The 16866-nt window shown below is 61.3% G+C and carries 15 protein-coding genes; 8 read left to right on the plus strand and 7 right to left on the minus strand.

From position 1 onward, the window contains the following. Positions 1-101: 101 nt before the first annotated feature. Together FHX76_RS05215 and FHX76_RS05220 are read left to right on the plus strand one after the other, a co-directional pair. The gene (locus FHX76_RS05215; protein WP_341777868.1) at positions 102-1256 is read left to right on the plus strand and encodes a lactonase family protein; all 1155 of its coding nucleotides are present in this window, start codon (positions 102-104) and stop codon (positions 1254-1256) included. A gap of 103 nt (positions 1257-1359) precedes the next feature. Next, positions 1360-2286 carry a Ppx/GppA phosphatase family protein gene (locus FHX76_RS05220; RefSeq protein WP_167148579.1) on the plus strand — a complete coding sequence of 309 codons (927 nt, stop codon included), beginning with the start codon at positions 1360-1362 and terminating at the stop codon, positions 2284-2286. Between the two features lie 100 nt (positions 2287-2386). Here the strand turns inward: FHX76_RS05220 and cycA are convergent, their stop codons facing one another. Both cycA and FHX76_RS05230 read right to left on the minus strand, forming a co-directional pair. After that, positions 2387-3814, minus strand: coding sequence for a D-serine/D-alanine/glycine transporter (gene cycA, locus FHX76_RS05225; protein ID WP_167148581.1), 1428 nt, complete (start codon positions 3812-3814; stop codon positions 2387-2389). A 163-nt stretch (positions 3815-3977) separates the two neighbouring features. Continuing rightward, entirely contained in the window at positions 3978-4598 is a 621-nt protein-coding gene (locus FHX76_RS05230; protein ID WP_167148583.1) for a TetR family transcriptional regulator, read from the minus strand. Between the two features lie 102 nt (positions 4599-4700). On the opposite strand from FHX76_RS05230, the gene FHX76_RS05235 reads away from it, so the two are divergent. Further along, on the plus strand, positions 4701-5102 hold the full coding sequence (locus FHX76_RS05235; protein ID WP_167148585.1) for a nuclear transport factor 2 family protein: 402 nt from the start codon (positions 4701-4703) through the stop codon (positions 5100-5102). 46 nt (positions 5103-5148) lie between these two features. Here the strand turns inward: FHX76_RS05235 and FHX76_RS05240 are convergent, their stop codons facing one another. Continuing rightward, positions 5149-6447: a M20 metallopeptidase family protein gene (locus FHX76_RS05240; RefSeq protein WP_167148587.1), complete on the minus strand. Its 1299-nt coding sequence runs from the start codon at positions 6445-6447 to the stop codon at positions 5149-5151. A 51-nt stretch (positions 6448-6498) separates the two neighbouring features. Further along, positions 6499-7287: an SGNH/GDSL hydrolase family protein gene (locus tag FHX76_RS05245; RefSeq protein WP_167148589.1), complete on the minus strand. Its 789-nt coding sequence runs from the start codon at positions 7285-7287 to the stop codon at positions 6499-6501. 102 nt (positions 7288-7389) lie between these two features. On the opposite strand from FHX76_RS05245, the gene FHX76_RS05250 reads away from it, so the two are divergent. The 4 genes from FHX76_RS05250 (at position 7390) to FHX76_RS05265 (ending at position 12395) form a co-directional block, all read left to right on the plus strand. Continuing rightward, positions 7390-7944 (plus strand): YbhB/YbcL family Raf kinase inhibitor-like protein, encoded by a 555-nt coding sequence (locus FHX76_RS05250; RefSeq protein ID WP_167148591.1) that lies wholly within the window; start codon positions 7390-7392, stop codon positions 7942-7944. Between the two features lie 25 nt (positions 7945-7969). After that, positions 7970-9016 (plus strand): hypothetical protein, encoded by a 1047-nt coding sequence (locus FHX76_RS05255; protein ID WP_167148593.1) that lies wholly within the window; start codon positions 7970-7972, stop codon positions 9014-9016. After that, positions 9013-9645 carry an SDR family oxidoreductase gene (locus FHX76_RS05260; protein WP_167148595.1) on the plus strand — a complete coding sequence of 211 codons (633 nt, stop codon included), beginning with the start codon at positions 9013-9015 and terminating at the stop codon, positions 9643-9645. The genes FHX76_RS05255 and FHX76_RS05260 overlap by 4 nt, the downstream gene beginning before the upstream one ends. 359 nt (positions 9646-10004) lie before the next feature. Beyond that, entirely contained in the window at positions 10005-12395 is a 2391-nt protein-coding gene (locus FHX76_RS05265; protein ID WP_167148597.1) for an ATP-binding cassette domain-containing protein, read from the plus strand. A gap of 434 nt (positions 12396-12829) precedes the next feature. On the opposite strand, the gene FHX76_RS05270 is transcribed toward FHX76_RS05265, so the two are convergent. After that, positions 12830-13480: a response regulator gene (locus tag FHX76_RS05270; protein WP_167150366.1), complete on the minus strand. Its 651-nt coding sequence runs from the start codon at positions 13478-13480 to the stop codon at positions 12830-12832. 113 nt (positions 13481-13593) lie between these two features. After that, on the minus strand, positions 13594-14907 hold the full coding sequence (locus FHX76_RS05275) for a sensor histidine kinase (RefSeq protein ID WP_167148599.1): 1314 nt from the start codon (positions 14905-14907) through the stop codon (positions 13594-13596). A gap of 211 nt (positions 14908-15118) precedes the next feature. Here FHX76_RS05275 and FHX76_RS05280 point away from each other — a divergent pair, with 211 nt between their 5' ends. Continuing rightward, entirely contained in the window at positions 15119-15598 is a 480-nt protein-coding gene (locus tag FHX76_RS05280) for a hypothetical protein (RefSeq protein ID WP_167148601.1), read from the plus strand. A 13-nt stretch (positions 15599-15611) separates the two neighbouring features. Here the strand turns inward: FHX76_RS05280 and FHX76_RS05285 are convergent, their stop codons facing one another. Next, entirely contained in the window at positions 15612-16733 is a 1122-nt protein-coding gene (locus FHX76_RS05285) for a baeRF11 domain-containing protein (protein ID WP_167148603.1), read from the minus strand. Positions 16734-16866 lie beyond the last annotated feature (133 nt).

Genomic DNA, 16866 nt, shown 5'->3' on the forward strand with positions numbered 1-16866 from the left:
TATGGGGCGAACACAAGCTGAGTTGGGTCAGAAAGCAGGCATCCGCAGCCAAACAGAAAATCTCGGACCCGTTTGTCACCTCACATGCTAGATTGCCAAGCGTGAGCCAAACACCACAGACCAACGACGGTACTCAACACAGCATCCAGGTCGCCATAGGGTCGTACACGACTCCGCACGGCGAGGGCACTGGAATCTCAACGCTGAGTGTCTCGCTCGCGGGCGAGCTGTCCGCAGGCCGGGCGATCGCGGCAGCGTCACCGTCGTTTCTTGCCCAGCACCCAACGCTCCCGCTCCTCTACGCGGTTGAGGAGTTCACGCAACTGCTCAAAACGTATCAACGCGTCTCAGGTTCAGCCGAACTCACTGAGATCGGCCAGGCTGTGGTGACGGGCGAGGCCGCCTGCCATGTTGGGGTCGACCCGGCGGGCCGATATCTTGTGGTCACGTGCTGGGGCTCAGGCGAGGTGATCCTGTACGAGCTCAATTCGGCTGGACGCGTGACCAGTCGGATGGTGGCGGAGCCCTCGCGCGACCCCTACGCAGCGCCAGGCATCCGTCCGTCGAGAGCCCACCAGTCGACCGTCCTGCCAGATGGCCGCATTCTCACCACCGACCTCGGCCACGACACCGTTCGGGTGTGGGAGTATTGCGCTGGCAAGGGACTCAACCTGCTGCACACCGTTGCGGTTGGCGAAGGTTCTGGCCCGCGGCATATGGCACAGCACCCAAGCGGGTTTGTCTATGTTGTCACGGAGCACTCCGTCGAGGTGCTCGTGCTGCGCACGGGAACCGCCCGCCGCTCACATTTTGACGCTGAGCGCGAATACACCGATGTTGACACCAAAACCCTCACCGCTGTGACGGGTGCGGAAGAGCCACAAGTCTCGACGGCCCCCATCCTTCTCGATCGCACAAGCGCGACGGTTGAAGGCCGCGTGGAGCGCGATGCCGCCGCCGAAATCTCACTGAGCCCTGATACCGAGCGGCTCTATGTGACCGTGCGCGGCTCGAACGTCGTCTCAACCCTCATCGTCCACGATGGAGGGTCGCGCGTTGAGGCCCTCGCCGACTTCAGCTGCGGTGGTGACTGGCCGAGGCACCACCTGCAGGTCGGTCGCATCCTGCTCGTGGCCAATCAACTCTCAAACACCGTCACGGCGCTTGAGGTGAGCCCCACGACCGGCATCGCTGGCCGACCCCTCACGGAACTCTCGATCGGCTCCCCAACCTGCCTCATCTCTCTCCCCTCCTAACCTGCATCTATTTGCGACTTTCTGTCGCAAATGAGTGGATTTTGCGCAGAAAGTCGCAAATAGATGCAGGTTGGGGCGGGGCTGGGTCCGCTACTCTGTGAGTATGCGTCTTGGTGTACTCGATGTCGGTTCAAATACCGTCCACCTGCTTGTTGTTGATGCCCACCCAGGCGCCGGCCCAGTGCCAACGACCTCTCATAAGTCGGTGCTGCGCCTCATGCGCTACATCACGCCCGACGGATCCATCAGCGACGAAGGGGTGGATGCGCTCGTCAACGCCGTGCAATCGGCCGCCGACATCGCCGCATCCCACAACCTCGACGCCCTGCTGCCAATGGCAACCTCCGCCGTGCGCGAGGCAACCAACGGCGAGGCGACGCTACGGCGCATCCACGAGGAAACCGGTGTCGACCTTCAGGTGCTGAGCGGCGAGGAAGAAGCACGCCTCACCTTTCTCGCGATCCGCAGGTGGTACGGCTGGTCAGCCGGAAATATTCTGGTGTTTGACATCGGCGGCGGCTCGCTCGAGATCACGCAGGGAAGCGATGAATACCCGGATGTTGCGGTCTCGCTCCCCCTCGGCGCTGGCCGTTCGACCATCTCGTTTTTGCATAACGACCCGCCAACCGAGGAGCAGGTCATCAACCTCGCAGAGCACGCGAATCGGGTCATCACCGAGGCATCGGTGCTCTTTGAGGGCCAGCCGAAGCCGGATCACATCGTTGGCTCGTCGAAAACTATCCGGTCATTGGGCAAGCTCGCCGGCTCGTCGAGCGACGGGGTTGGCAAACGCGCCCGCAATAAGCTGAGCGTGAAGAAGCTGTCGAATTGGCTGCCGCGCCTTGCCCAGATTCCGGCCCATGCCCGCCCTGCGCTCCCTGGTATCACCGAAGACCGAGCGTTTCAAATCACGGCAGGCGGCATCGTACTGCGAGAGGCGATGACGGTCATGGGCGCCGAAAAGCTTGAGGTTTCACCGTGGGCGCTCCGCGAGGGCGTCATTATGCGCTACCTCGACCAGCTCGACTAGCCCACTCGAAGCGGCCCTCGTGGGGTGCGTCTTCGCTCGTGGGGCGCAATATTTCGCACCCCACGAGCAAAAGCGCACCCCGCGAGCGAAGAGGGTGTCGCTACTCGCTCGCGGTTACGAGCTCAGCACGGAGGCGCTGGTTGCGTCGGCGAACAAAGTAGTAGACGACGCCAAGCAGCGCGAACCACACCGGGGTGACCATGAGTGCGCGCGCGGTGTCTTCTTCTTGCGTGAGCGCCCAAAGGATGAATGCGAAGAACGCAAAGACGATAATGGCCGCTGGGATTCCGCCTGGCATCTTGTAGTTTGAGGCCTCGTGCAGCTCTGGGCGCTTGCGGCGGTACACGATATACGACGCGAGGATGATCGACCAGACAAAGATAAACAGCACCGACGAGATCGTGGTGACCAGCGTAAATGCGCCCATGATCGAGTCTGCGTACAACAGCACAACACCGGCGAGCAAGAAGATGCACGAGAAGACGAGCGCGTTTACCGGAACCTTTCGTCGGTTGAGCTTGCCGAGCGCCTTCGGCGCGTCACCGTTGCTTGCCAGGCCAAAGATCATCCGTGAGGTCGAGTAGATACCGCTGTTTGCGCTCGATGTTGCGGAGGTCAGCACAACCGCGTTCACAACGTGGGCGGCGATGCCGAGGCCGGCGAGGGCAAACATGGCGACAAAGGGGCTCTTATCGGCGTCGATCTGATCCCACGGCGTGACCGTAATAATCACAAACAGGGCGCCAACGTAGAACAGAATGATGCGGATCGGAATTGAGTTGATGGCCTTTGGCAGGTTCTTTTCCGGGTCTTTGGTTTCGGCTGCGGCCGTTCCAACGAGCTCGATACCAACAAATGCGAACACCGCGATCTGGAAACCAGCGACAAAGCCCATCACCCCGTTCGGGAAGAATCCGCCGTGCTGCCACAGGTTTGCGATGCTTGCGACGTTGCCGGAGGGCGATTTGAACGCGGTAACGAGCATGTACACACCAACAACAACGAGGGCGCCGATGGCCACAATCTTGATGAGGGCAAACCAGAACTCGATCTCGCCAAAGTTGCGAACCGTCGGAAGGTTGAGGACCAGCAGGACGACAATCAGGCCGAGTCCGGGGATCCACGGCTCGACATCCGGCGCCCAGAACGCGATGTAGCCGGCCACGGCGACCACATCAGCGATGCCAGTGACGATCCAGCAGAGCCAGTAGGTCCAGCCGGTGAAGAACGTTGCCCACGGCCCGAGTAGGTCGCCGGCGAAGTCGGCAAAGGAGCGATAGTTCAGGTTGGAGAGCAGGAGCTCGCCAAGCGCGCGCATCACAAAGAACAGCGCGAACCCAATGATTGCGTACACGAGCAGGATGGATGGGCCGGCAAGCGAGATCGTCTTACCCGATCCCATAAAGAGGCCCGTTCCGATCGCACCGCCGATGGCGATGAGCTGCAGGTGCCTGTTCGACAGGTTGCGGGCAAGCTTTGGCTGGCCTTCAGGGCTGGTGACATTCTCGTGGGGGCTTGGTAGCGACATGGAGGGTCCTTACGACTTGAGTGGTTCGGTTCGACTCTGAACCGATACGGTGCCAGCCAGACTCCCCCGCTACGCGCCGGGGGGATCAGGGCTTCTCTGCGACATTAGCACATTCATTCACAGCGGCATGCATTTTTGGCGTTCTGCAACAAATTGTTGGTTTTTACCGCAGCGAACGGTCGTAGCCCACGACAGGTGGCGGCGCGGTCAGTCGCCTGACCATGCTGACAAGGGCTTCTCGACGTGATTGCGCGTCGTCCGATTCGGTGCCGGCCGTAATCAGATTCGCAATATTTGCTGAGGTAAACCACCACGTGGTGATCGCCATGACGGCAGAAAACAAGAATGGAGCCTGCGGGTCTGACGCAATCTCGCCGCTGAGCTGGGCGGCGGCCACGGCCGAAACCTTATCCGCATAGTGGGCGGCTCGCTCGTCTTTTGCCGCGAGGCCAACCTCTGGGCTTTGGAGCGCTTCCCACGACATGAGCCTAAGGAGATGCGGATTCGCGAGGTGATAGTCGAAGACCTGACCGGCGTAATTCCCAAGATCGGCAGCCTGTGCTGCTGTCAGCGGCACAGCACTTGCTAGCTTTGCCAGTTCAGACTCAAGGACCGCGATAAACAGTTTCTGTTTACCACCGAAATACTGGTAAATCCGCTCCTTATTTACTCCAGCAGCAGCGGCCACCCTGTCTATCCTCGCTCCCTCTGGCCCGTGTGCCGCGTATTCGGTCACTGCGGCGTCAAGGAGGAGCTGTCGAGTTCGTTCCGTATCCCACGCCACGCTGCACCTCGTTCATTTTCCAACTACTCAGTTGCAATTAAGAGTAGTACACGATTAGACTCCAACCGTCCAGTTGGAATTATATTGACAAGGAATCACACCATGAGCGAAACCAAAACAACCGTCGATGCGTTTTTTGCCGCATTTGGGACGGGGAACCTCGACGGCGTCATCAACACGTTTGGCGAAACCGTAGACTTTGCGGTTCCGGGCGCACCGAATGTTCCATGGACGGGCATCCGAACGACCAAGACCCAGGTCGCCGAATTTTTCACCATGCTTATGCGGGATGGGCTGACCGAACCAGAAGAGTTCACTCTCGACGCGATGATCGTTGACGGGGAGGAAGCAGTTGCAGCGGGCCACTCACGATTCCGCGTTGTGAAAACGGGCAAGACCTTCGACAACCAGTTTGCGATTCGCTTCACCGTACAGGAAGGGAATATCGTCCGCTATCACATGCACGAAGACAGCTACGCAATCAGCGAAGCTTTCAAGCCCTAAGCGGCCGTCTGTGCGCCTAAGCGCTACTGGTCCGTTGCTGAGCGGGTTATCCCTCGGTAACGGCCCGTGGTCGTGCCGGGCGCACAGGCATCCGGTCGTGAGCTGAACGCTCGGCTGGCGCAGGAATATCCAGCCGGTTAATCGCCATGCTGGCAAGGAACACGGCCTGGTCGATGAGCACATCATCGTTAAAAATCGCCCTAGGGGAATGATTCGGCGCCCATTCCGACGGCTCAAGCCCTCTGGTGCCCGCACCAAAGTGCGCATAGCCACCGGGGGCCTCGCGCATAACCCAGGCAAAGTCTTCTGAACCGGTGCGGGGATCTTGGGCGACCTCGATGCGATCAGCTCCGAAGAGCGCCGTCGCGGTGCTGATCATCAGCTCGGCCTCTGCCGGGTCATTGATTGCGGCGGGAAGCAGCGGGATGACGGACACCTGGGCGCTGAGCCCGTGCGCCTCCGCGATGCCCTGGATGAGCTCGGGCAGCTCAGAGGCGAGGCGTGTCTCGATGGCAGGCGTGAAATACCGAACCCCAGCCCTGAACTCGGCCATATCGGGAACAACGTTGGTGGCAGTACCGGCATGGAACTCACCAACCGTCAGAATCACTGGGTTGAACACGTTGAATCTGCGGGTGACGTAGGTCTGCAGCGAGCCGATAATCTCGGCGGCAACCTGGATGGGGTCGAGCGTGTCGTGGGGACGCGATCCGTGCCCACCCCTGCCGTGAACGGTCACGTTCAGTTGCGAGTACGCCGCCATATATGGACCAGGCCGAGTCATGACCAGGCCGGTCGGGAGGTCGGCAAGCACATGGACGCCGTATACGGCATCCGGGTAGTTGCCTGATGCAGCAAGCACGCCCTCATCAAGCATGATCTTCGCCCCGTCGTACCCCTCTTCGCCAGGCTGGAACATGAGGATGACGTCACCGGCAATCTCACTGCGAGCAGCGCTCAACAGCTTGGCCGCGCCAAGAAGTCCAGCCACGTGGAGGTCGTGACCGCACGCGTGCATATTGCCGTTCTGCGAGGAGAATGGCAGGCCGGTCTTCTCGACAACGGGGAGGGCATCCATGTCTGCCCTGAGCAACACCGATCGTCGGGGAAGGGCAGGGTCGACGGGTTTTGTCCCGCGAAGCACGGCGACAACGGATGAGAGTTGCTCGCCAACCGTGATCTCCAGATCGAGGTCTGCCAGCTCGTCAAGCACCGTGGCCTGGGTCTTCGGAAGGTTGAGCCCGACCTCTGGATGCGCGTGAAGCTCGCGCCGAATGGCAACAAGTTCCTCGTGAAGTCCCGGTTGATCGGCGCGCGCTCGCGCTATCGCGGTGTCAACAGTCATGGTTCCATCTTGGCACTGTCTCGCTGACGCTGCAGGCAGAACGGCGAATCATTACTCCTGCGGCGGCGTTGGGCTGATCAGGGTCCATTCGTGATACTTCGCCACGCGCCCGTCACCAGAGGACCGTCCGGTGAGCCTGCGCTGCACCCACGGCATAACGTGTTCGCGGTAGTACTTGGCATTCTCGCGTGCTCCAGGCTTCGCCCGCGGAGCCGGTGCCCGCGTGACCCAGTCGGAGGGGGCTTCAACCCCCATGGCGGCGAGCACGCGCGCGGCCACCCTGTGGTGCCCGATTTCGTTAAGGTGCAGCCGGTCGAGGGCCCAGTATTGGGAACCAGCCAGTTCGTGGTCGGTCCAGTTATCCGCAAACGGGAGCGCATTCTTTGCCGCGAGGGCACGCACGGCGTCGTTGAGCGCATCACCCTTCTTCTCGATGGCTCCGCGCAGCGGGAGGCCCTTTGTTGGGTTTCCCCCGCTCAGAAGCACAAGCTGCGAACCGGTTTGCTTCACCTGATGCACAACGTCGGCAACCTGCGCGACCAGATGGGCGAGATTTGCCTTTGGTCGAAGGATGTCGTTGCCTCCGCCGTTAAACGTCACGATGGTTGGGGCGAGGGCCAAGGCAGGCGGCAATTGCTCCGCGATGATCGGGCCAAGCAACCGGCCGCGGATGGCGAAGTTGGCGTAGTACACGGGGTCTGTGGATGAGCGGGCAAGCCCCTCCGCAACGAGGTCGGCCCACCCTCTGACCCGGTCTCCCGGATATGCGCCGCCGGGAAGATCATCACCAACACCCTCGGTGAAGCTGTCTCCGAGCGCCACATATTTAATCTCAGCCATTCGCCCAGCATACGCATATTTCCGGGCACGGTTGCTGCACTCCTGGTATGGATGACCGCTGCGCCCTAGGCTGGGATCACACCAACTGTGATCGGAGTATTCATGCTGAATTACAATCCATACGACCTCCTTGATCCCGTTGCAGAGTTTGCGGTCACGAGCACCGATATCAGCGATGGAACGCTTATGGGAAGCATCCACTACGACACCGACAACGGCGGGACCGACACGTCGCCCCAGCTCAGCTGGTCTGGTTTTCCAGCCGAAACCAAGAGCTTCGCCGTCACCTGCTTCGACCCGGATGCCCCAACCGCCTCTGGCTTTTGGCACTGGGCCGTGTTGAACATCCCTGCTGGCATCACCGACCTCGCAACCGGCGCAGGATCCCCCGACAGCGCGCTTCTCCCGCCGCAGGCCGTCACCCTGCCAAACGAAGTTCGACTCACGAGCTATACGGGCGCGGCTCCGCCTGAGGGCACAGGCGTGCACCGCTACCTCTTTGTGGTCCACGCTGTGGATGTTGAACGTCTCGACATCCCAAACACCATGACCCCCGCAGTTCTCGGCTTCAACCTGCACTTCCACACCCTCGGACGGGCGATCCTCACTGGGCTCGGCGAATACGGCACCCACGAGGCAGACGACCGCATCGGGTGAGCTCACGAGGGTCTAGGCTTAATCCATGCGCACACACTTGCGGTGGCTTGTCCCCGCTGTCCTCGCCGTTGTTTTTTACGTTGGGCTCATGCTCATCAACCAGGCGATGTATGCCGCCTACCTCGACAATCCTGACCTGCTTGAGAGCCTTTCGACGCCGTCGCTGATCGTCACGGTGCTCTGGTTTGTACTCCCGCTCATCATGATTATCATGGCGTTTCGAGGGGCCCTTCGGGTTGCACGAGACAAACGAGAGGCGCGGCAGACCGCGAGCAACGGAGGCGCGGTGCTCAACCCGACGTCGACTGCTTCCCTTGCAGGAGCTTCGGGAGGAGCCGCAGCGCTTCCAACCCCAGCTCAGAATGGTTCAGCGGCCAACCCCGGCGCCGCAAGACGGGATGATGAGGCAGAGGATGCTCTCGACCGGGCCGCGTGGGACGAGGCGACGCTGCTGGCAACCTACATCCGGTCGGGCGAAGAACTTGTTGCCGTTGAACTCGCGGACTCAACCCTCCTTGGAATGCTCGCCGACGATGAGACGCCTGTCGCCAGCTTGCATGTCGCGTATGGGCAGTTCTTCGGAGAAGAACTTGGTGATGAGGTCGACGACGAAGACGCGGCCGAATTTCCACCCTATGTGACGGCTGGGCTTGTCTACACCACCGGCGATACCCGTCTCCTGACCGAACAGGACGTCACCTACGGAGCTGATTGGAGCTCGTTCACAACCGGCCAGCTGGTGGTCACCACCGACAGGTTCTTGCTCAAGCCAACCGAAACCGCTCCGTCGGAGGCATCCGATTCCGCTTCCGCTTCCGCTTCCGCTGACCAGGATTGGTTGAGCTTTCCTTACGACCATCTCACCGTGATTTACCCCGCACCAGAGCGCTGGGCGCTTGTGCTCGAATACGACAACGCCGCTCCCCTGCTCATCAGCGGGCGGCAGGCCCCCGCCGCAAGCGTACTTGCCGTCTACCTGACAGCCGACGCCGAAGAAGTAGCGGATAGCCCGGCACTCGAAGGCATCAACGCGGGCGAGTACCCGATCAACCAGTCAGGAAGCCTCACATGACAACATCGCTCTCAACCGTTGTAATCGTTGGCGGACACGGCCAGATTGCCCTTCACCTCACCCGCATCCTGTCATCGGCCGGCACCGCGGTGATCGGCACCATCAGAAACCCGGCACAGGCCGCCGATATCGAGGCGGCAGGCGGAACCGCTGCCATAGTCGACCTTGAGAACGACTCAGCCGAGGATCTGGCCAAGGTTCTCAACGGTGCCGACGCCGTCGTTTTTTCGGCCGGTGCCGGACCAGGCTCAACCGCGGAACGCAAGCGAACCGTCGACTACGGCGGGGCAGTACTCACCGCAGATGCCGCGGCAATTGCCGGGGTCTCACGGCTCGTGCAGATCTCGGCCATCCGAGTTGAAGAGCCGCTCCCAGAAGGCACCGAACCGGTGTGGGCTGCATACGTTATTGCCAAGCGCGACGCCGACCACTACGTTCGGGATACCTCGCTCGACTGGACCATTCTTCGCCCAGGCCGTCTCACCAACGAACCGGCAACAGGAAATGTTGTCCTCGGCGAAGACCTCGAATCCGCTGAAATTACGCGCGAGGATGTTGCCGCGACCGTCGCACACGTACTCGACGATCCAAGCACGATCCACAAAACCCTCGACGTCGTGAACGCGTAGCGAGGGCGCTCCAACTGGATGCCGGGGTACCCTCGGCGTCCACACCTTCGCTGGCCTGCAGCCGAAAGGCTCAGTGAGTGAACGGTGTTGCCAACCGACGTCCGACGATCCAGTCCTGGGTATCCCCTGTCTGTTGGAGAAACCGAGCAGCTTTGGAGAAGTTTTTCGACCGTATTGTCGGTGGCCAAGGCCTAGAATCAAACGTGTGTTGTGGCACCAACCATGAGGAACTCACAGACCAGTGAGCCAAGTGGTGTCACACTGCACCATTGCCCGTCGCGCGGCTCACTGTGCCGCGCATCCTGCCTCCCAATTCTCCCCACGCGAGGCAGTCCCCCAACACACGAGATGGAGACACGATGAGCCCGGAAACCACCGCCGCTAGCCGCAGCACCGATGCGCATATCGCCGACACCCACGACCTCATCCGCGTCCAAGGCGCCCGCGAAAATAACCTAAAAGACGTGAGCGTTGAGATCCCAAAACGCCGCCTCACCGTGTTTACGGGAGTCTCGGGATCTGGCAAAAGCTCACTGGTGTTTGGCACGATTGCCGCCGAATCGCAGCGCATGATTAACGAGACCTACAGCGCGTTTTTGCAAGGGTTCATGCCAAACCAGGCCCGACCCGACGTAGACCTGCTCGAAGGCCTGACCACGGCCATCATTGTCGATCAGGAGCGAATGGGAGCCAACTCCCGGTCAACGGTTGGCACCGCAACCGATGTGAACGCCATGCTCCGCATCATCTTCAGCCGCCTCGGCAGCCCCCACATCGGTTCGCCGCAGGCCTTCTCCTTCAACGTCGCCTCCATCAGCGGCTCTGGCGCCGTTGCCTTTGAAAAAGGTGGCAAGACCGTCAAAGAACGCCGCAGCTTTAACGTGCTTGGCGGCCAGTGCCCGCGGTGTGAAGGCATGGGAACGGTCAACGACATCGACCTCACCCAGCTGTTCGACGATTCGAAGTCGCTTCACGAGGGCGCGCTCACTATTCCCGGCTACACGGCCGACGGTTGGGGCGTCAAGATCTTCACGGGCTCCGGATTTGTCGATCCTGACAAGGCGATCCGCGACTACACCGAACAAGAGCTCGAAGACTTCCTCTACAAAGAGCCGGTCAAGGTCAAGGTTGGCGATATCAACATGACTTATGAGGGCCTCATCCCAAAGGTGCAGAAGGCATTCCTGTCAAAGGACCGCGAGGCCATGCAGCCGCACATCCGGGCATTTGTTGACCGGGCCGTCACATTCACAACCTGCCCAGAATGCGACGGCACGCGCCTCGCTGAGCCGGCACGAACGTCCAAGATCAACGGCATCAGCATCGCGGATGCCTGCCGCATGCAAATCAGCGACCTCGCCAAGTGGGTGCGCGACCTCAACGAGCCGTCGATGACCCCGCTCCTCGATGCGCTCCGCGACACGCTCGATTCCTTTGTCGAGATTGGCCTCGGTTACCTCGCCCTTGAGCGCCCAGCCGGAACCCTTTCCGGCGGCGAGGCCCAGCGCACCAAGATGATCCGCCACCTCGGCTCATCCCTCACCGACGTCACCTACGTCTTTGACGAGCCAACCATCGGGCTGCATCCCCACGATATCGAGCGCATGAATAAGCTTCTGCTGCAGCTTCGAGACAAGGGCAACACCGTGCTCGTCGTTGAGCATAAGCCAGAAATGATCGCTATCGCCGACCGTGTTGTCGATCTTGGCCCCGGCGCCGGAAACGCTGGCGGCACGATCTGCTTCGAGGGAACCATCGAGGGGTTGCGGGCGAGCGACACCCTCACGGGCCGCCACCTCGATGACAAGGCGACGCTCAAGGATGCCGTACGCAAGCCAACCGGCAGCCTCGAGATCCGAGGGGCAACAGCAAACAACCTCCAGCAGGTTGATGTTGATATTCCCCTCGGTGTGCTCGCGGTCGTCACCGGTGTGGCCGGCTCAGGCAAGAGCTCACTCGTACACGGCTCAATTCCAGCAGGCGCTGGCGTAGTATCCATCGATCAGGGTGCCATCAAGGGCTCGCGCCGCAGCAACCCCGCAACCTACACAGGGCTGCTTGAGCCCATCCGCAAGGCATTTGCCAAGGCAAACGGAGTGAAGCCGGCGCTCTTTAGCGCGAACTCCGAGGGCGCCTGCCCCAACTGCAACGGGGCCGGCGTCATCTACACCGACCTCGGCGTTATGGCCAGCGTTGCATCGCCCTGTGAAGTTTGTGAAGGCAAGCGGTTCCAGGCGGAGGTGCTCGAGTACACCTTTGGCGGGCGCAATATCGCCGAGGTTCTCGCGATGTCCGTCACCGAGGCAGAAGCGTTCTTTGCCACTGGCGAGGCCAAGACGCCCGCCGCGCACGCCATCCTCGACCGCCTTGCCGATGTTGGCCTCGGCTACATCAGCCTCGGCCAGCCGCTCAATACGCTCTCTGGCGGCGAGCGCCAGCGACTCAAGCTCGCGACCAATATGGCTGAAAAGGGCACCATCTACGTGCTCGACGAGCCAACAACGGGCCTACACCTTGCCGACGTCGAGAACCTCCTCGGGCTCCTCGACCGTCTTGTCGACTCTGGCAAGTCAGTCATCGTTGTTGAGCACCATCAGGCCGTCATGGCTCACGCAGACTGGATCATCGACATCGGCCCAGGGGCTGGCCACGACGGCGGCAAAGTTGTCTTCGAAGGCACGCCTGCCGACCTCGTCGCGCAGCGAAAGACCCTGACGGGACAGCACCTCGCAGCGTACGTGGGGGCGTAGGAGGTTCCGTTCGCGCACACAGAAGCAGAGCCGGGTGTCATCGGGCGCGCTAGTAGTCCACGCCGGGCTCCTTCGCGCACGCAGAAGCAGAGCCGCCCTCACGAACACACGGACTTGGCACACGAGCTGACCTCACGCGCTAGGTTGCCCAAGGGCAACTTTTCCCCACGCGCCAAGGCCCGTCCCACACGAGTCCCTCGCGCTGTCACCTATTCGGGCCACGGCTAATCGAGGGCGGGAAATCCACACTCGTTTCGTAAGATTTGCGTGGATTTCCCGCCGTCGATTTCCGTGCAGGCAGGTTCGGGCGGGCGGGCACGCAGGTTCAGGCAGGTTCGGGCGGGCGGGCACGCAGGTTCAGGCTGGCACGAGCCGGCACATGCTGGTACAGCCTGACACACGCGGGCAGGAGCTAAGCAAGTATGTTGTTGCGCCTAATCCCGCAGCCAGGTCAGAACCGCAAGCACTCTGCGGTGGTCCGAGCCCGAATCCTCCAAGCCAAGTTTCACAAAAATCGCTGTCACATTCTTCTCCACGGCCCCGAGGCTCAGCACCAGGCGCTCGGCGATGCCTCGGTTGGTGAGCCCCTCTGCCATGAGGCCGAGCACCTCGCCCTCCCGCGGAGTGAGCGTTGCTATGGGGTCGCGCCTCAGCGACACGAGCTGGCTCACCACCTGTGGATCAAGCACGGTGCCCCCTGCAGCGATTCGTTGGATGGCGTCCTGCACGTCGTCTAACGACTGCACCCGGTCTTTGAGGAGGTACCCGAGCCCGTTCGCACCCGCAGCGAGCAGCTCTTGCGCGTACACGCTCTCGACGTATTGGCTCAGAAGCAACACGCCAACGGCGGGCCAGCGACGGCGGATCTCGATGGCCGCGTGAACGCCCTCGTCCCGAAACGTTGGCGGCATTCGCACGTCGGTCACGACCACATCGGGGAGCTCACCCACCGAGCAAGCGGCGAGATAGTCGATCAGGGTCACCGCGTCACCGAAGGCACCAACGGTTTCAAATCCCGCCTCATCAAACAGCCGCACAAGCCCTTCGCGCAGCAACAGCGAGTCTTCGGCGACCGCGAGTCGAATGGCTTTGGCCGACGCACCGCTCTCTACCTCAGCCGCTTGCCCACCACCAACAGTGTTGGCGTGGGCAAGCGGCTGAGTTGGAGGCGTACCGCGGAGCGGCGAATCAGAGGAAGTCACACCTCTAACGGTAGCGCGACTGTGACGACCGTTGGGCCACCGGCCGGGCTGTCGATCTGCATGGTCCCACGAAGACCGTTGACACGTTCCCCAAGCCCGGCAAGTCCATGGCCGGTGAGGATGTTGGCGCCACCCGTGCCGTTGTCAGTGACCGAGATGACGCAGCGCTCGGTGTCACCGGAACGATCGATACCGATTGCAACCGTCACGGCGGAAGCCGACGAGTGCTTAGCCGTATTGCTGAGCAGCTCGGCAACAACAAAGTACGCCCCAAGTTCGGTTTCCGGGCTGAGCCTCGGAACGTCACCCTTGATAACCGTTGTTGGGATGGTGTTGCGGGCAACCAGCGAATCGAGGGCTACCATGAGCCCGCGGTCTTGCAGCAGGGGCGGAGCAAAGCCGCGCGAAAGTGCCCGCAGCTCTTCGAGGGTATCCGTGGCCTGGGCACGCGCCTCAACCAGCAAGTCCTTCGCGGCGCCAGGGTCTTTGTCGAGCATCCGTTCGGTTGCGGCAAGATCCATCTGGAGGCGGATGAGACGCTGCTGCGGCCCATCGTGGATGTCTCGCTCAAGGCGGCGAAGGCCGGTGTTTTCAGCGGCAACGGCCGAGCTGCGTGATGCGGCAAGATTCTCGACCTCATCGGCGAGGTCATCGGCACGGGTACGCGCAAGCATCAGGCGGGCGGCGCCGTGGTGCAGGTTCATCAGGCCGCGAAGCGTCCAGGGAAGGGTTGCAAGGACCAGCACACCAAGTCCCGTGTACAGCCAGAAATCGAACAGGGCAGGGTCGGTGATGCCGAGGCTTGGGACGTAGGTGTAGAGCAGATCGCCAACCGACTCGTTGTCGTCGCCTTGAAAGCGAGTCCAGATGACGGAGGTCGGGCCAAGAATAGCGAGGAGGACAAGCATGAGTGAGAGGCCCCAAGTGACGGCCATGAGCAGCATCTGCACGAGCGCACCGTGGAAAAAATAGCTCCAGTAGTGGGCATTGCTCATCATTGCCCACAACCGCCCGTGTGGAGTCTTTGACTGAATCGTTGGCCAGGTTGGCCGCTCGATTGGCTCCATCCCCGCGGCCTCCAACCGGGAGAGATCCATGCTCCCCGACCAGCGCGCAACCGCGAACATTGCAATACCGATGAAGATTCCTCCGTAAAGTACGGCGAAACCAAGACCAAGACCAAGCATGAGCCACAGCACAACGCTGATGATGGTCGCGATCACGATGTTTGGCAAGAGGTAGCCGAGCGCGCCTGGAACGCGCTTCCAGAGCTGTTGGTATGTGGGGCGGGGTGTGTCGGTGTTCGTCATGATTCCAGTCTGGCGAGGGATGCCGGTGTGAACTACCGGATACTCCCCCCACTGTATACGGGGGTTTACCCCCGTATACCTTCCGCCCTCCACGGCACGCCCCGCAGACGGCTTACTGACCCGTTTTCCGAGGCGCATCCGGTGGATGACCTCGGTATGGATGCCCTCGGCATGGTGCCCGCGCATCCGCCGCCCGGCCTAGTGTTGTCGTATGAGCCAGTTTGCCCCACCAACCAAAGCCCAAGCATTCGTCGCGAACCTCGCGATCGGGGTGCTGCTGTATAGCGTGGTGCTTGGATTCTTTAACGACTACACGGATGTGCTGGTCACGCGCTCCTACTCGGTCACCTTCCTGCTCGCCATTGTGATGCAGGCACTCACGATGCTCACGTTTGCGCTCAAGAACCTCATCGTTCGGACGTCGAGGGCCAGCGAGCACCGGCTCAGCACCGCCGCGATGATCGCCGGCGTATGGCTGGTGCTATTCCTGTCGAAGTTTGTGTTTCTCGCGGTCATCAGCGCCCTGTTTAGCGAAGATGTCAAGATCAATGGCTTTGTCGGCATCATGCTCATTGTCGCGACCCTCACGGTGCTGCAGCGATTGGCCGAGTGGTGTTATGCGCGGTTGGGTCGCCGAGCACAGCACGAGGCCCCAACCGGAACGATTGTCGAACCGGATGAGGCCTCGTGAGGAATCCGCTCGTTTAGACGGGGAAGCGCACGCTTGCCGCAACTGCGCCGCCACCGGGCATATCGCCCGATCTCACGGCAAAGATGCTCGCGCTTGAAAGCAACGCTCGCCGAAGGACTTCGTCGACAACACCGTAGTTGCGGGCATCGTCCGAGCTATCGAGCGTAATGGCCCCCGACTCGTCGTCAACAAATCCGGGGACTGCCTGGTCAATATCGACAAACAACGTCTCAACCGCGCCGAAGGTTGCGGCCCGTGCGACGTCGCTCAGGTCGGTCACGGCCCGTCCGTGTGCCGCGCGACTTGCCATGGTGTCCTTCAACTGCGCAAGCTCGGCCGCGTAGATATCGTCAAGGATGTGCCGGGCGGATGCGGCAAGGTCGGCATCCGACTTATCTTCCGCGTTGCCAGGAATAACCTTCTCTGCCAGGTTCGGGTAGCTATTCACCGAACGATAGATGCTCACGAGCGGCTCGTTCCCCGCAATGATGAGCGGAAGGTTATAGCCGGTGAGGACGCCACGAAGGGCCCGGTCAATTGCCCGAGAGTACTGCCGGAGCCGAACCTTGAGGCCCTCTGAGCCCTGGATGCGACCTTCTGGTTGGCGCCCACTGATGGAGTCGAGCCCAACCGCATCCGCCGCATTTTCAGGCAAGCCAGGAACGTCGACAACATGCGGTTCGGAGTCGGCCGAAATCTCGATGAGTCGAACCGAGTTCTGCGCAAGGGCAAGCACAAATGCCGCCTGCGGGAAGGTAACGGCTCGAAGCAGCGGCTTGATGTAGAAGCGGTCTGAGACCTCGATGGCGGTGGTGAGCACGTTGGGAAGCCGATAGGTCTGCACCGAGTCTGGCGTCACGAAGATCGCGAGGCTGTGCGATTGGTAGTGCCAGAACGCTACGTCATCAACCAAATCGTCGAGATGCTCCTTGACCGCCTCAATTTGAGGCTTCGCCGCTCCTGCCGCTCGCAGCTGATCGATCGCGGCGGAGGCCAAGTTCTTGAGCTCGATGCGCGACGTATCTGATTCGGCTGGGATCGGGTTCGTAGGCAGGTAAAGCGAAACCGAGATCGGATCGCGACTGGTCGCAAGTCCCTCGATATCGGCCCTCGTCGGAATGTCGATGTGTAGCATGCCGTCAACCCCTTCGTCTTTCTCTCGTGATTCAGACTTCGCGGAACAACTTCACCTGCGAAGCCTTCTGCCTGTAGCCTATCGCCGCGCGAGGGGCGAGCGACAGGCCCAAAACAAACTCACGAAATGCACT

The sequence above is a fragment of the Lysinibacter cavernae genome, assembly GCF_011758565.1.
GTDB classification, from domain to species: domain Bacteria; phylum Actinomycetota; class Actinomycetes; order Actinomycetales; family Microbacteriaceae; genus Lysinibacter; species Lysinibacter cavernae.

What these genes read in the sequence shown, in the direction of transcription:
- FHX76_RS05255 (WP_167148593.1), top strand. Translation starts at nt 7,970, where the DNA reads ATGCGCACACACTTGCGGTGGCTTGTCCCCGCTGTCCTCGCCGTTGTT.
- FHX76_RS05220 (WP_167148579.1), top strand. Translation starts at nt 1,360, where the DNA reads ATGCGTCTTGGTGTACTCGATGTCGGTTCAAATACCGTCCACCTGCTT.
- FHX76_RS05240 (WP_167148587.1), bottom strand. Translation starts at nt 6,447, where the DNA reads ATGACTGTTGACACCGCGATAGCGCGAGCGCGCGCCGATCAACCGGGA.
- FHX76_RS05275 (WP_167148599.1), bottom strand. Translation starts at nt 14,907, where the DNA reads ATGACGAACACCGACACACCCCGCCCCACATACCAACAGCTCTGGAAG.
- cycA (WP_167148581.1), bottom strand. Translation starts at nt 3,814, where the DNA reads ATGTCGCTACCAAGCCCCCACGAGAATGTCACCAGCCCTGAAGGCCAG.
- FHX76_RS05235 (WP_167148585.1), top strand. Translation starts at nt 4,701, where the DNA reads ATGAGCGAAACCAAAACAACCGTCGATGCGTTTTTTGCCGCATTTGGG.
- FHX76_RS05280 (WP_167148601.1), top strand. Translation starts at nt 15,119, where the DNA reads ATGAGCCAGTTTGCCCCACCAACCAAAGCCCAAGCATTCGTCGCGAAC.
- FHX76_RS05265 (WP_167148597.1), top strand. Translation starts at nt 10,005, where the DNA reads ATGAGCCCGGAAACCACCGCCGCTAGCCGCAGCACCGATGCGCATATC.
- FHX76_RS05245 (WP_167148589.1), bottom strand. Translation starts at nt 7,287, where the DNA reads ATGGCTGAGATTAAATATGTGGCGCTCGGAGACAGCTTCACCGAGGGT.
- FHX76_RS05250 (WP_167148591.1), top strand. Translation starts at nt 7,390, where the DNA reads ATGCTGAATTACAATCCATACGACCTCCTTGATCCCGTTGCAGAGTTT.
- FHX76_RS05260 (WP_167148595.1), top strand. Translation starts at nt 9,013, where the DNA reads ATGACAACATCGCTCTCAACCGTTGTAATCGTTGGCGGACACGGCCAG.
- FHX76_RS05285 (WP_167148603.1), bottom strand. Translation starts at nt 16,733, where the DNA reads ATGCTACACATCGACATTCCGACGAGGGCCGATATCGAGGGACTTGCG.